The organism is Geomonas limicola (assembly GCF_014193675.1).
GTDB lineage: Bacteria > Desulfobacterota > Desulfuromonadia > Geobacterales > Geobacteraceae > Geomonas > Geomonas limicola.
Genome location: NZ_BLXZ01000006.1, coordinates 328,847 through 343,085 on the forward strand (window position 1 = coordinate 328,847; position 14,239 = coordinate 343,085).

Annotated in this window: 12 protein-coding genes; 2 read left to right on the top strand and 10 right to left on the bottom strand. The window is 63.1% G+C overall.

Translation table 11 applies throughout. From position 1 onward, the window contains the following. Nucleotides 1–184: 184 nt before the first annotated feature. Nucleotides 185–1,819, bottom strand: coding sequence for a hydroxylamine reductase (gene hcp, locus H7688_RS16080; RefSeq protein WP_281379500.1), 1,635 nt, complete (start codon nucleotides 1,817–1,819; stop codon nucleotides 185–187). A 446-nt stretch (nucleotides 1,820–2,265) separates the two neighbouring features. Here hcp and H7688_RS16085 point away from each other — a divergent pair, with 446 nt between their 5' ends. After that, complete coding sequence (locus H7688_RS16085; RefSeq protein WP_183362204.1) at nucleotides 2,266–3,633, top strand: TAXI family TRAP transporter solute-binding subunit; 1,368 nt, start codon at nucleotides 2,266–2,268, stop codon at nucleotides 3,631–3,633. A gap of 18 nt (nucleotides 3,634–3,651) precedes the next feature. Here H7688_RS16085 and H7688_RS16090 read toward each other — a convergent pair whose 3' ends face one another. Together H7688_RS16090 and H7688_RS16095 are read right to left on the bottom strand one after the other, a co-directional pair. Beyond that, nucleotides 3,652–3,924, bottom strand: a complete 273-nt coding sequence (locus tag H7688_RS16090; RefSeq protein ID WP_183362205.1) for a hypothetical protein — start codon at nucleotides 3,922–3,924, stop codon at nucleotides 3,652–3,654. Nucleotides 3,925–4,211: 287 nt separating this feature from the next. Continuing rightward, nucleotides 4,212–5,441, bottom strand: coding sequence for an MFS transporter (locus tag H7688_RS16095; protein ID WP_183362206.1), 1,230 nt, complete (start codon nucleotides 5,439–5,441; stop codon nucleotides 4,212–4,214). A gap of 121 nt (nucleotides 5,442–5,562) precedes the next feature. On the opposite strand from H7688_RS16095, the gene H7688_RS16100 reads away from it, so the two are divergent. Beyond that, a complete protein-coding gene (locus H7688_RS16100) occupies nucleotides 5,563–6,441 on the top strand; it encodes a LysR family transcriptional regulator (RefSeq protein WP_183362207.1) in 879 nt (292 codons plus the stop codon). 39 nt (nucleotides 6,442–6,480) lie between these two features. Here the strand turns inward: H7688_RS16100 and H7688_RS16105 are convergent, their stop codons facing one another. The 7 genes from H7688_RS16105 to H7688_RS16135 all read right to left on the bottom strand — a co-directional run bounded on the left by H7688_RS16105 (nucleotide 6,481) and on the right by H7688_RS16135 (nucleotide 14,239). After that, nucleotides 6,481–7,050: a CheB methylesterase domain-containing protein gene (locus H7688_RS16105; protein WP_183362208.1), complete on the bottom strand. Its 570-nt coding sequence runs from the start codon at nucleotides 7,048–7,050 to the stop codon at nucleotides 6,481–6,483. A gap of 8 nt (nucleotides 7,051–7,058) precedes the next feature. Further along, a complete protein-coding gene (locus H7688_RS16110; RefSeq protein ID WP_183362209.1) occupies nucleotides 7,059–7,436 on the bottom strand; it encodes a response regulator in 378 nt (125 codons plus the stop codon). 21 nt (nucleotides 7,437–7,457) lie between these two features. Then, nucleotides 7,458–9,608, bottom strand: a complete 2,151-nt coding sequence (locus H7688_RS16115) for a PAS domain S-box protein (protein WP_183362210.1) — start codon at nucleotides 9,606–9,608, stop codon at nucleotides 7,458–7,460. 25 nt (nucleotides 9,609–9,633) lie between these two features. Continuing rightward, nucleotides 9,634–10,728 carry a protein-glutamate methylesterase/protein-glutamine glutaminase gene (locus H7688_RS16120; RefSeq protein WP_183362211.1) on the bottom strand — a complete coding sequence of 365 codons (1,095 nt, stop codon included), beginning with the start codon at nucleotides 10,726–10,728 and terminating at the stop codon, nucleotides 9,634–9,636. Further along, the gene (locus H7688_RS16125; protein ID WP_183362212.1) at nucleotides 10,728–11,288 is read right to left on the bottom strand and encodes a histidine kinase; all 561 of its coding nucleotides are present in this window, start codon (nucleotides 11,286–11,288) and stop codon (nucleotides 10,728–10,730) included. Before H7688_RS16125 ends, H7688_RS16120 begins: the two co-directional genes overlap by 1 nt. A 306-nt stretch (nucleotides 11,289–11,594) precedes the next feature. Then, the gene (locus H7688_RS16130; RefSeq protein ID WP_246329835.1) at nucleotides 11,595–12,476 is read right to left on the bottom strand and encodes a CheR family methyltransferase; all 882 of its coding nucleotides are present in this window, start codon (nucleotides 12,474–12,476) and stop codon (nucleotides 11,595–11,597) included. A gap of 17 nt (nucleotides 12,477–12,493) precedes the next feature. Next, complete coding sequence (locus tag H7688_RS16135) at nucleotides 12,494–14,239, bottom strand: methyl-accepting chemotaxis protein (protein WP_183362213.1); 1,746 nt, start codon at nucleotides 14,237–14,239, stop codon at nucleotides 12,494–12,496.

The window sequence follows — 14,239 nt, forward strand, 5'->3', positions numbered from 1 at the left end:
AATGAAGGGGAAGTGGCGTTTTACGAGCGGGAGGGTGGCGCGAATGAAGGAGGGGGAATCCTGCGAGCGGAGGGTGGCGCTCATCGGGAAAACCTGAAACAGAGAACGTAGCACCTTGAACATAAAAAACGCGGCCCCGGAATTCCGGAGCCGCGTTTTTTCGTGATGGGTGCTGCCTGCTTTCTTAGCCGAGGATCTGCTTCAGGTCCTCTTCGGCGGTGCCGATCGGGGCGATGTTGAAGTTCTCCACCAGGAAGTTCAAGACGTTCGGGGTGATGAAGGCCGGGAGGCTGGGTCCCAGCTTGATGTTCTTGATGCCCAGGTGCAGGAGGGTCAAGAGGATCGCCACTGCCTTCTGCTCGTACCAGGAAAGGATCATGGAGAGCGGCAGGTCGTTCACGCCGCAGTTGAAGGCACCGGCCAGGGCCACGGCGATCTGGATCGCGGAGTAGGCGTCGTTGCACTGACCGACGTCCAGAAGGCGCGGAATGCCGCCGATGTCGCCGAAGTCGAGCTTGTTGAAGCGGTACTTGCCGCAAGCCAGGGTCAGGATCACGCAGTCGCTGGGGACCTGCTCAGCGAACTCGGTGTAGTAGTTACGGCCGCTCTTAGCACCGTCGCAACCGCCGATCAGGAAGAAGTGACGGATAGCGCCGGATTTCACTGCGTCGATGACCTGGGGAGCTACGCCGAGCACCGCGTTGTGGCCAAAGCCGGTGAGGATCTCTTTGCCCGGGTTCTCTTCGAAGCCCGGCAGGGCGAGCGCCTTCTCGATGACCGGGGAGAAGTCCCAACCGTCGATGTTCTTGACGTCGGGCCACTGTACGAGGCCCCAGGTGAACAGGCGGTCTTTGTAGCTTTCAGCCGGACGCTGGATGCAGTTGGTGTTGAAGATGATGGCGCCGGGGAAGTTGACGAATTCCTTCGCCTGATCCTGCCAGGCACCGCCGAAGTTGCCGGCCAGGTGGGCGTACTTCTTGAGACCCGGGTAGCCGTGCGCCGGCAGCATCTCGCCGTGGGTGTAGATGTTGATCCCTTTGCCTTCGGTCTGCTTCAACAGCTCCTCGAGCATGCGCAGGTCGTGGCCGGAGACCAGGATCGCCTTGCCTGCCTTGGTACCCAGCTGTACCGGGGTCGGTACCGGGTGGCCGAAGCTGTCGGTGTTGGCCTTGTCCAGAAGCTGCATGGTGACCAGGTTGATGCGGCCGCACTCCATGGAGAGGCCGACGAAGTCCATGAGGCCCAGGCTCTTGTCGAGGGTCGCGGAGAGTGCCTTGTGGGTGAAGGCGTAGATCTCGTCGTTCTCGAGGCCGATCACCAGGGCGTGGTGAGCGTAGGCTGCGTAGCCTTTCATGCCGTAGATCAGGATCTCCTGGACCGATTTCACGTCCGGGTCGATGGAGGGGTCCTTCACGCCGTGCTGAGCGCCCAGGGCGACCAGTTCAGCGGTGCTGGCAGCGGCAAACGGTTTTGCGGCTTCGGGAACCTCACCGGCAAAGGCACCGCCGTTGGCCAGTTCGAAGAGGGCCTGTGCCTGGGTGCGCTTCTCGGCGCCCTTGCGGACCAGCTTGGCGATCTCTTCGGCGCTGAAGTCGACGTTGGTAACCGTGGTGAAGAGGCCGTCCAGCATGAAGCGGTCGATGTCGGAGTTCTTGGCGCCCTTGGCGCGTGCCTTGTCGGCCCAGAAGGCGATCCCCTTCATGGTGTAGACCAGAAGGTCCTGCAGGGCGGCCACGTCCGGCTGCTTGCCGCAAACGCCTACTTTCGAGCAGCCACCGTTGGCTGCCTGCTCACACTGGTAGCAAAACATGTTTTCCATCGTTGCCTCCTTGGCATTAGTGTTAGGGGTGGTAGTTTCTTTGGCTAAACCAAGCCAGCTCATGATCTTGTTCTTCATTCAGGTCTCCTGTATCCCGGGTGGTCCGGAGTGTGGTAATCTCTCTCGGGTCTTGCTCCGGCAGCACCTTTAATGGGAGTTGGTGGCCGTTTGTTGAGGACACCATAGCGGCATCCACTTCCTTAGGCCTTGACCTATGTCATAAAAATGCAGTTCTGTGTTTTAGGCTCTTTTTTGTCGGAAAGTCGTTGAGGGGTTGGTTGTGGTCAGTTAAGTTGCTAAAATGGCAGGGAAAAATGGCCGCCGGGAGTGTCGTCTCGTCCAGGCCCAGGTAGTTTCGGTCCGGTTATTTTGTGCCTTTGGTTCATTTATGTGTCGTAAAGAGCGTTACTGCATCCTGAAAGTTTTTGCGGTGAGAGAGGTTTGTCATGGAAGAGAAGAAGCAGTTCCGTAACTTCGCGGCGGTGCGCCCCATGGCGCGCTTCGTCGGGGTCTCGGTCCGGGACCTGATGGTGACGGTGGGGCCGCTGGTGCTCCTTACCCTGGTGGCGATCTGGGCCGCCTACTGGCTCTTGCGCCCCGCGCCTCCCAACACCATCACCATCACCAGCGGTCCCGAGGGGAGCAACTTCCTGGTGACGGCGCAGAAATACCAGAAGATCCTGGCCCGCAACGGCGTGAAGCTGAAGATCCTCACCTCCGGAGGATCGCTGGACAACCTGCGCCGCCTGAGTGATCCCAAATTCCAGGTCGATGTCGGCTTCGTACAGGGGGGCGTTACCCAGGGGGTGAATATCGACAAGCTGGTTTCCCTGGGGAGTGTCTTCCACGTGCCGATGCTGGTGTACTACCGTACCGACGCGCCGGTACAGCTCCTCTCCGGTTTTACCGGCAAGAGGATCGCCATCGGGCTCCCGGGGAGCGGCACCAGGGTGCTGGCGCTCACCGTCTTGAAGGCGAACGGCATCGAGCCGGGCGGGGCGACCCAGCTCGTGGACCTCGGCGGAGAGGCGGCCTCGCAGGCGCTCATCGACGGCACGGTGGACGCCGCGTTCCTCATGGGGGACTCGGCGACCCCGGCCGTGATGCGCAAGCTGCTCTGGACCCCGGGGATCCGGCTGCTCAACTTTCCGCAGGCCCCGGGCTTTGCCCGGCGCTACCAGTACCTGGAGAAACTCGACCTGCCGATGGGGGTGTTCGACTTCGGCAAGAACATGCCGCCCGAGGACATCCACCTGATGGGGCCGACCGCGGAGCTGGTGGCGCGCAGCGATCTGCACCCGGCGCTTTCCGATCTCCTGATCGAGGCGGCGCGCGAGGTGCACGGCAAGGCGACCTTGATGCAGAAGGCGGGCGATTTCCCGGCGCCGCTCGAGCACGAGTTCCCGATCAGTGCCGACGCCAAGCGCTACTACAATTCCGGCAAGAGCTTTTTCTACCGGGTGCTCCCGTTCTGGCTGGCGACCCTGGCCGACCGTCTCATCGTGGTGGTCATTCCTATCGTGGTGGTCTTGATCCCCGGGCTCAAGCTGGTGCCGGCGGTGTACAGCTGGCGCATCAAGTCGCGCATCTACCGCTGGTACGGCAACCTGATCGCGCTGGAGCGCAGCATTCTGGCCAATCCCTCCGTCGAGGAGCGCGCGGCGCTGCTCAAGCGGTTGGACGACATCGAGGCGGAGGTCAACAAGATGAAGATGCCCCTGGCCTACGCAGAGCAGTTCTACGTGCTGCGCGACCACATCAAGTTCGTGGGGGATCGGTACCGGGAGGGGCTGAAGGGGACAGCCTCGGGGTAGGGGAGGCGGCCGGGGCCGCTAGTTGTTCACGCCGCCCACCATGGCGCGGTAGATGTCCGGCCGGAGGGAGAACTGCAGGCTCGACGAGGTGGCGGTTTCGAACGAGATGGCCTGCTCGCCGCCGATGGACTGGTTCAGGCTGAACAGCGGGCGCAGGTTGAGTCCCAGGCGCGTGACGTCCGCCTCGAACTCCGGTCCGTAGACCGTGGCGTACTCGCACAGGCGCTCCCAGGTGGACAGCATCTCGACAGGTATGGCGACTCCATCAGCTACACGAATCAGATCCGACATGATGTACTCCTTGCGTTGCAACCTCATGGTGCATCTATCGGTGGCCGGCAAGAAAACTTGAGCAGGGATGAATGAGAAGGTAATCCCAGGAGGCAACACCGAACGAACAGGGATGAATGGGATACACGGGATAAAACCTGGAGGGTCCTGAAAGGCGAGACGGCGGGCTCTTTTGGAAAATCAGGGGGGGTGGCTTAATTGCTTCGTTGTTATCCCCTTTATCCCATGTATCCCTGTTCGTTGGGGTTGTTCTTTGTGGTTGTGCAGTTATCTGCTGTATCCCTGTACTAGCTGCGCAGCGCCTCGAGGCCTGCTACGGCCTCGGTGCCTGACTCGCTTTCACAGATCCTCACGAGCCTTCTCACGCAACACACCGCCAGCAGCAACACTGCGATGATCAGGCAGATCACGCCGTGCCAGCCGAACTCGCTCCAGAAAAGCCCCCCCGCCGTCCCGGAAACGCTGGAACCCAGGTAGTAACTGAAGAGGTACAGGGAGGCCGCCTGGGCACGCGCGCTACGCGCCCGGCTCCCGACCCACGCCGAGGCGATGGTGTGGGCTCCGAAAAATCCGCAGGTCAGAAATCCTATCCCCACCACGATGGTGGTCACGTCCCCCGACAAGGTGATCAGCGCGCCTACCACCATGCTCGCAATGGAGAGGTAGATCATCCGCTCCCGCCCGAACAGCTCCACCTGTCGTCCGATCATCGACGAACTGAAGGATCCCAACAGGTACACCAGGAAGATCCAGCTCACCGCCGAGTGCCCCAGCGAGAAGGGGGGCGCCAGGAGCCGGAAGGTGATGTAGTTGTACAGCGTCACGAACCCGCCCATGACCAGGAAGGAAATCCCGTAGAGGTAGCGCAGCCCGGGATCCTTGAGCTGCTTGAAGAGCGAGCTGAACAGGTAGCGCACCTGGAAGCTGCGCCGGGTGAAGTTGGCGGAGGGGGGGAGCGACCAGGCAAAGAAGACGCTGAGCAGGAGGCAGCCGACCCCGATCACCCCGAGCGCCACGCGCCAGCTGGACCACTCGGTCATGGTGGCGGTGAAGATCCGTCCGGTCATGCCGCCGATGGCGTTGCCGCTGATGTAGAGCCCGATGGCCGAACTCAGAGAGGCCGGCGCGATCTCCTCGCTCAGGTAGGCCATGGCAATGGCGGGGAGGCCCGCGAGCGCGATCCCCTGCAAGAGCCGCAGCACCAAGAGCGGCAGGAAACTGTGGGTGAAGGAGGTCAAAAGGGCCAAAAGCGAGGTGGTGACGAGTGATGCCACCATGACCCGCTTGCGGCCGAAGGTTTCGGAAATGGTTCCGGCGAAAAGCATGGAAACGGCCAGACTGCAGGTGGTCACCGAAAGCGGCAGGCTCCCCAAGGCGGCCGGCAGCCCGAACTCCCTGGAAAAGACCGGCAGCAGGGGCTGCACGTCGTACAGGGTGATGAAGGTGACGAACCCGGCCATGAAGAAGGCGAGGTTGATCTGGCGGTAGCGTTTGGTGCCACTGGTTACGGAGCCCATAGGTCCTTCTTTTGCTGAGGTTGTTGCTTCGGTCCTGGTGACTATAGCTCTTGTTTTAGGATAAGAAAAATATATAATAATTATTGTTTTGATAAATAAAATATATGGTCGGGGGTGTGCCATGGATGTGCGGCAGCTCAGGTATTTTCTGGAAGTGGCTAAGGCGAGGAATTTCACCAAGGCGGCGGAAACCCTGCACATCGCGCAACCTGCGGTCAGCATGGCCATCAGGAAGCTGGAGGAGGAGCTCGAACTGACCCTCTTCAACCGGCAGGACAAGAAGGTCTCGCTCACGGCTGAGGGGGAGATCTTCCTGCCCCACGCCCAGCGCATCCTGGACGATCTGCAGGCGGCCGAGCAGGAGATGGGGGAGCTGCGCGGGCTCACCAAGGGGGAGGTGCGCATCGGCATTCCGCCCATGATCAGCGCCTACTTCTTTCCCGATATCATCAGGGATTTCCAGCGCCGTTACCCGGAGCTCTCCCTGTCGGTGCTGGGAGAGGGGGCCGGCCGCATCCAGAAGCTGATCGCCCAGGGCGAGTTGGACATGGGGGTGGTGGCGGGTGAGAGCTTTCCGGAGAACCTGGAGGTGCGCCGCTTCCTGCGCGAGGAGATCGTGGTCTGCGTCCCGCTGGACCACCCCTTCGCGCAGCGCAGTTCGGTGACCCTTGCCGAGTTCATCCGCGAGCCGCTGGTCTTTTACAAGGAGGGGTACTACATCAGGGAGTTTTTCCTGGATGTCCTGAAGGGGACGGGGGCCGCGCCGAACATCGTCTTCGAAACCAACCTCTTTTCGCTCGTGAAGTCGCTGGTGCGTAACGGCACCGGCATCTCCATCTTCCTGCGCATGGTGGTGAGCGCCGACCAGGACCTGGCCGCCGTCTCCTTCGACCCGCCGCTGTACCTCGATCTTTTGATCGCCTGGAAGAAGCAGGTCTACCTCTCCCGCGCCAATCGTGCCTTCGCCGACTTTCTCCTTCAGCAGATCGAGGGGCGCTAGGAGACCGGGGACTGGCTCCGTCAGGTGCCTGTCCCCTTGTCAGCCCCCCCCCAGAAGTTCCACCAGCTTGGTCGCGATCCCCAGCGGGGGGAGGACGTAGTCCACCGCGCCGGTCTCCAGGGCCGCTTTCGGCATGCCGTAGATCACCGAAGATTTCTGGTCCTGGGCGATGGTGGTCGCACCGATCTCCTTCATGTGCTTGAGCCCCAGGGCCCCATCGCGCCCCATCCCGGTCAGGATGACCCCGATCAGCTGCCCTGCCGACTGCCGGGTGAAGGAGAACATGGTGACGTCGACCGAGGGCTGCACGTAGTTCACCCGCGGCCCGGTGTAGAGCGCGAAGCGGTGGTTCCCCTCCACCTTCAGGTGGTAGCCGCCCGGCGCCAGGTAGATGTGGCCCGACTTCATGAACGCGCCGTCCTGCGCGAGCTCGGCCGGCATCGAGGCGCTGGCCGCGATCCCCTGGGCGATCCGGAAATCCATCTCCGGTGTTATGTGCAACACCACGAGAAAGGCTGCATTGAGCGGGGGGAGCTCGTTGAACAGGGCCTTGAGCGTCATGGGGCCGCCGGTGGAAACTCCGATAACGACGATATGTTTGGCTTTCATGGGCACGCTCAGGATTCAACCAGGTTCAGGTAGTACCTCAGCGCGTCGACCAGCTGGTCCGGTCCAAACGGCTTGGTGAGGTAGTCGGTCACGTACTCCTGCAGCCCGTCCATCCGGGAGTCGGGCTGCCCCATCCCGGTCAGCATCAGGATCAGGTTGCCGCGGTAGAGCCCTTGCTCCACGATCTCCCTGATGGTCTGCCAGCCGTCCATCTCGGGCATCATGATGTCCATCAGGATCACCCCGCGAAACCCGGACTGCAGCTGCTGGAGGCACTCCTGGCCGCTCGCTGCGCAAACCAGGTCCAGGTCTTCGAACTCGCAGATCATCTGTACCGATTGCCTGATGTGCTCGTTGTCGTCGACGATCATTACGCCGTTATTCATGTCGGTTCCCTCGTGGGCCCTTTAAGCCTCGACTGCCTTCAGGGTGAAGAAAATGGTGGTGCCCCGGCTGAGCCCCGGGCTCTCGGCCCAGATCCTCCCCTGGTGGTTCATGACGATGGTCTTGCAGATGGGAAGCCCCAGCCCCTGGGTCTTGGTGTCGTGGCGCGCCGCGTCGACCTTGTAGAATTCCCGGAAGATGAGCTCGCAGTGTCCCGGCTCCAGCCCCAGGCCGTCATCGTGGACCGCTACCGTGACGGTCTCTTCAGTCCGGTTCGCCTGGATCCGGACGTAGCCGCAGTCTGCCGCATAGCGCGCCGCATTGCTGAGCAGGTTGTCGAAGAGCAGGGCGAGCTGCTCAGGCTGGCCGAAGACGCTCAGCTGCGGGTCGATCTCGTTCAGGCAGGTCACCCCGCGCTGCTCGAAGGAGGCCGCGCAGCCGTGCAGCGAGACGCGGGCGATACCGGCGAGCGGGACGGGGCTCAGCTGCACCGGTTGCTGGGCACCCGAGAGCCGCACCAGGTCGAGGGCCTTGACGGTGAGGCCCTGGATCTGCTGCACCGACTCCTCGCACAGGGCGACCATGCGCTCCAGCTTGGGGTCCTTAACATGACGGCGCACCATGGGAAGCAGGGCGAACAGCGGGGTGAGCGGGGTGCGCAGGTCGTGGCTTAACTGGGTCAAGAGCGACTCGATCATGTTGGAGTGCTTAAGCTGCATCTCCAGCCGGTGCCGTTCCTGCTCGGCCAGCCGCACGTCGGTCAGGTCGCGCACCGTCTGGATTCCCCCCACCTGGTTTCCCTGCAGGTCGTAGAGGGGCGAAGCCGCGCTCCAGAGGTAGCGCTCGCCGTTGTGGAGCCCGAGCCAGGCCTCCGCGCTCAGCGTCTCGCCGCTCCTGGTGATGCCGGCATACCAGCTTTCCTGGGTCTCCGGAGGGTCCTCCAGGAGGTCGATGAGCATCTTGCGGCGTACCCCGTAGAAAGGGACCGCGTACGCGTAGTTGCCGTTACCAAGGATCTGCTCCTTGCCGACACCGCTCAGCTCCTCGATGGCCAGGTTCCAGGCGATGACCCGCCGCTCCTGGTCCACCACGAAGGTCGGGTCGGGGAGGAACTCGAGGATGTCCGCCAGCTTGCGGTAGGCGTTGCGGGTCTCCTCCTCGGCCGCCTTGCGCTCCGTGATGTCGAGCATCACCCCCACGAGCCCCCCGAGGCTCCCATCGGGGTTGTGGAACGTGGCCTTGTTCATGATGACCGAGTGGTGGGTGCCGTCCGAGTGGCGAACCGCGGAGGTCTCGTAGGTCTGCACCCCCGGCGCGGCAAAGAGTTGCTGGTCCATCTTATGGAAGATCTCGGCGGCATCGGGGGCCCACAGTTCGAAGACCGACCTTCCCAGCATCTGTTCGCGGGAAAGCCCGATGTACTCCTCGTAGATCTTGTTGAACCCAAGGTAGATCCCGGCGGCGTCCTTGTAGAAGACCGGGGCCGGAATGGCGTCGATGATCACCTGCAGGAAATCGAGCTGTTTTTCGATCCTTTCCTGGGCCCGTCTGCGCTCGGTCAACAGCAGGAAGGCGCACAGGATGAAGATGCAGGTGAGCACGGTGTTGATGGCGCGAATGCGCAGCGCGGTGCGCCGGTAGGGGACCAGGTAGTCGCCGGCCCGGGCCCCCACCGCCAAGGCTCCGATCACGTTGCCGTGCCGGTCCCGGATCGGGTCGTAGGCGCACAGGAACTTTTCGCCCAGAACCAGCGATTCCCCGCGGTACGGTTTGCCTCGACCGACCACGCTGGTGTAGATGTCGGCTGGCATCCGGGTCACCTGGGCCCGGCGCCCGGTGGGATAGAAGGCGTTGGTGGCCACGCGGGTGCCGTCCAGAAAGACGCTGGCCGTGCTGCCGGTGATCGCCTTGACCCGGTCCGGGACCGCCTGGCTCCCGCTCACCCGGTAGCTCCCCACCATGAGGTCGCGCCCCTGCACGCTCCAGTTGGTACCCCTGGCCAGGTACAGTTCCCAGAAGAGCTTGAGCGCGTGGTCCTGGACCTCGGCCGCTTCCTGGGTCTCCTCGATGCGGATTTGCTTCAGCACGACCTCGGTGGCGATCGTCAGACAGATGACGATGACCAGGGCGGCACTTAAGGTAGCGTTGGCGATCTTGGTGGTTTGCGTGCGCACGTACCGGTACTCCTGGGGGGCCGTATCAGACCCGGAAACTGCGCTTACCCTGCGTGGCGAGCCAGGCCTGCAGGCGGTTTGCCAGCTCGTCCAGCGCGACGATCTCGTCGACCCCGCCCCGGGCGATAGCTTCTTTGGGCATGCCGAAGACCACGCAGCTCTCCTCGTCCTGGGCCAGGGTGCGGGCGCCGACGTTGTGCAGCTCCAGCATGCCGGCGGCCCCGTCGTCGCCCATGCCGGTCATGATGACCCCCAGGCAGTTGCTGCCGGCGCAGTTGGCTGCGGAGCGGAACATGACGTCGACCGAAGGGCGGTGCCGGCTCACCGGCGGGCCGTCGGAGAGGGTTGCCGTGTAGTTCGCCCCGCTTCGGGACAACAGCAGGTGTCGGTTGCCCGGCGCCACGTAGATGTGTCCCGGCATGAGCCGCTCGCCGTGCTCGGCCTCCTTCACCGCCATGGCGCACAGCCCGTTGAGGCGCGCGGCGAAGGCGCGGGTGAAGGCCTCCGGCATGTGCTGGGTGACCAGGATCGCGGGGCAGTCCGGCGCTAGTGCCGCCAGAAAGGTCTTCAGTGCCTCGGTGCCCCCGGTCGAGGCCCCCACCACGATGACCTTCTCGGTGGTGGAGAAGTGCAGGTGGTTGGTCGGGAGCACGGCATCGGCGGTGAGCTTGCGCATCGGCGCCGCAACGGAGCCGCTGCGCGGGGTCAAGGGGCGCCTGAGACCCGCCTGGTGCGCGCTGCGGATCTTCGAGGTGAGCTCCTCGGCGTACTCCAGCATCCCGCTGCGGATGTCCAGCTTGGGCTTGGTGACGAAGTCGAAGGCACCCAGTTCCAGGGCCTTCAGGGTAATCTCGCAGCTTGCCTCGGTGAGCGAGGAGACCATCACCACCGGCATGGGTCTGAGCCGCATCAGCTTCTCCAGGAAGGCGAGCCCGTCCATCTTGGGCATCTCGACGTCCAGGGTGAGGACGTCCGGGTTGAGCGCCTTGATCCGTTCGCGCGCCACCAGGGGGTCCGGTGCGGTCCCCACCACCTCCAGGTCGGGCTGGGCGTTGATGATCTCGCTCAAAAGCGCCCGGATCAGGGCGGAATCGTCGACGACGAGGACTTTGATGGGCATCAGGGCACTCCTGCCGGCAGGTCCCGGAGTCGTTTCACGAGCACCCGGCCGGTTGTGGGGAAAAAGACGATCTTGCGTGGACACTTGGCGCCCAGGTCCTGGGCCAGCACCCGGATGCCGCGCTCCTCGAGGTAGCCCAGGGCAAAGGAGGCGTTCTTGTCGCCGATGTCGGTAACCCGGGCCAGCACCCGTCCTGCCCCGAACACCTTGGCCTCGAGTCGCGGGAGGCTGGCGCCGAGCTGCTCCAATTTCTTGAGGAGCTTGCGCATGGCGCAGGAGCCGTAGCGAGCCGAGCACTGGTCGCTGCAGGAGCCGTCGGGGGTCTCGCAACGACTCCGGGCAGTACCATGCCAGAGCTCCGGGAGCATGAAGTGGTTCATCCCGCCCACCTTGCAGACCGGGTCGAAGAGACAGACCGAGACGCAGGACCCCAGCAGGGTGGCGATGGCGGTGGTCGGCTCGCTGGTGGCGTAGAACTCACCGGGGAGTATTTTTACGACCTGGGTCTGCAGGTCGGGGTCGTAGTAGCCGTGACTATCGTGTTGCTGTTCTTTGACCATGGGACCTTTCCGAAAACGGCCAAAAAAAAGGCCGCGTGTGGCTTTTCAGTGATCTATCGGCAGAAATGAAGGAAACTGAAACCTTTGAAAATTATAGGTTCTTTGTCCTACGCACCATGTCGTGAAGTGGGGATTGCTCTTACCTGGACAGGCTGTGAGGCGTGGATATGTATTGGGGTTAGGTAATCTGGCGGGCTGTCCGTACTTAGAAGCTGGAACGCGGAGAACGCAAAATGCAAACCTGACCTGGCTCCTGGAATCAGGGCTTAGAACCTGGAACGTAGAGCGTAGCGTGCAGAACCCGATTTATTTCAGCGTGTACATGGTGTTGCCGCAGATCTGGAAGAGGTCGGAGGCGTGGTGGAAGCTTTCGGAGTGGCCGACAAAGAGCAGGCCGTGCGGCTTGAGGTAGCCTGCCAGCCGTTTCAGGAGGGCGTACTGGGTTGGCTTGTCGAAGTAGATCATGACGTTGCGGCAGAAGATGAAGTCGAATCTGCCACGCATCGGCCAGGTCTCCTCCAACAGATTCAGGCGCTTGAAGCTCACCAGCTGCTTCACCTCGTCGCGCACCCGGGCGAACCCCTGGTTCTTCCCCTCGCCCTTCAAGAAGAAGCGCCGCAGCTGTTCGGCCGGAAGCTTGGCGAGCTGATCCAGCGGGTAGACGCCGCGCCGCGCGGTGGCCAGCACGTTGGTATCGATGTCGGTCGCCAGGATGCGCGGCTGGTGCCGGTAGCTCTTCAGCGCCTCCAGGACCGTGATGGCGATGGAATAGGGCTCCTCGCCGGTCGATGAGGCGCAGGTCCAGATGGAGACGGTGCTGTCGCGCTGCTCGGCCAGCCGGTCCGCGAGGATCCTGAAGTGGTGCGGCTCCCGGAAAAAGGAGGTCATGTTGGTGGTGAGGGCGTTGATGAAGGCCTCGATCTCCTGCACGTCCCCCTGGACCAGGTAGTCGAGGTACTCGGTGAAGTTCTGCATCCCCCGGGCACGCAGGCGGCGGGCCAGTCGGCTGTACACCATGTCCCGTTTCGCGGGGGAGAGGGAGATGCCGGCCATCTGGTGGATGAGCTCGCGGACCCGCTGGAAATCCTCCTGTGCGAACTCGAAGTGCAGGGGAGTGCCTTCGCCCGATGTGTCGAAGGCGCTCCCCTTGGTCTCCTGCTCCAGGTCCTGGGCTCCCAGAAGCTTCAATGTGGCGGCGAGCGCTTTCAGAACTCTTTCCAGTCGTCGTCGAGGTCGGCCGCTTCCACCGCAACAGCCGGACGCGCGTCGATGCGGGCCGCACGCGGCACCGGTGCCTGGGCCGGCCTTTTCTCGCCCTGCTTGGGCCGTTGCAGGGTTCCTCCGGAGCGGGTCACCTTGCGCGGTGTCGCTGCGGGAGACGCTTCGCTGCGCACACCCTCCTCGAGCTTGAAGCGCGCCACCACCGACACCATCTGGCGGGCCTGGTCTTCCAGGGATTCGGCCGCGGCGGCAGCCTGCTCCACGAGGGCCGCATTCTGCTGGGTGACGTCGTCCATCTGGGTGATGGCGATGTTCACCTGCTCGATGCCGCTGGACTGCTCGACGGAGGCCGCCGAGATCTCGGCCATGATGTCGGTCACCCGCTTGATGCTGGTCACGATGTCCTGGGTGGTGCGGCCGGCCTCCTCGACCAGGCGGCTGCCGTCCTGTACCTTGCCCACCGAGTCCTCGATGAGGGCCTTGATCTCCTTGGCTGCGGCGGCGCTTCGTTGGGCGAGGCTTCTCACCTCGGCCGCCACGACCGCGAAACCGCGCCCCTGCTCACCGGCCCGGGCCGCCTCGACCGCGGCGTTGAGCGCCAGGATGTTGGTCTGGAAGGCGATGCCGTCGATGACCCCGATGATGTCGGAGATCTTCTTCGAGCTGTCGGTGATGCTTTCCATGGTGAGCACCACCCGGTTGATCACCTCGCCCCCCTTGACCGCCACGCCGCTTGCGTTGATGGCCAGCTGGTTCGCCTGCTGGGCGTTGTCCGCGTTCTGCTTCACCGTCGAGGTGAGTTCCTCCATGGAGGAAGCGGTCTCCTCGAGGGCACTTGCCTGTTCTTCGGTGCGCTGCGAGAGGTCGGCGTTGCCGGCGGCGATCTCCTCGGTCGCCGTGGCGATGGAGTCGGAGCCGTTTCTCACCTCCCCGACGATGCGGGCGAGTCCTTCGTTCATCTCTTTAAGGGAGCCGATCAGGTGGCCGGTCTCGTCCTTGCTCTCCACGGTCAGGTGCGCGGTGAGGTCGCCCGAGGCGATGCGCTGCGAGGCGGTGATCGCCAGGTCCAGGGCCAGCTTGATGCGGCGCGCCACCAGCCAGGCGAAGACGAAAACCACCAGGGAGAGCAGGAGCGTCCCCCCCAGGATCTGCCAGCGCATCTTCGCCACCTGCGCTTTCACGTCGTCGACGTAGATGCCGCTCCCCACGACCCAGCCCCAATCCTTCATGAGCTTCACGTAGGTAACCTTGGGTACCGGGACACTGGAGCCCGGCTTCGCCCAGAGGTAATCCACCACCCCTTCGCCCTTCTCGCGGCAGACGTTGGCGCACTCGACGAAGAGCTTCTTCCCGGTGGGATCCTTGGTCTCGGTCTGCAGCTTGCCCACCATGTCCGCCTTGGGGTGTGACAGGATCTTGGTGTCGAGGTCGCTGATCCAGAAATACTCGCTGCCGTGGTACTTGAGCTCCCCGATCTCCTTGAGAGCGTTTGCCTGGGCCTGGGCCGGGGTAGTTTTCCCCCTCTTCACGTCGTTGAGGTTACTCTCCAGAACCGAGTAGGCCACGTCGACCACCCCTTTGGTAGCGGTGATCTTCTCGTTCATCAGGTTCTTTTCCATGTAGGGGAGCACGTAAAAGAGCACCCCGAGGATGAGCAGCACAACGGTGGCAATGGAGATGCTGAGAATCTTGGTGAGGATCTTCCAGTCCTTGAATCCGGTGATTTTCAT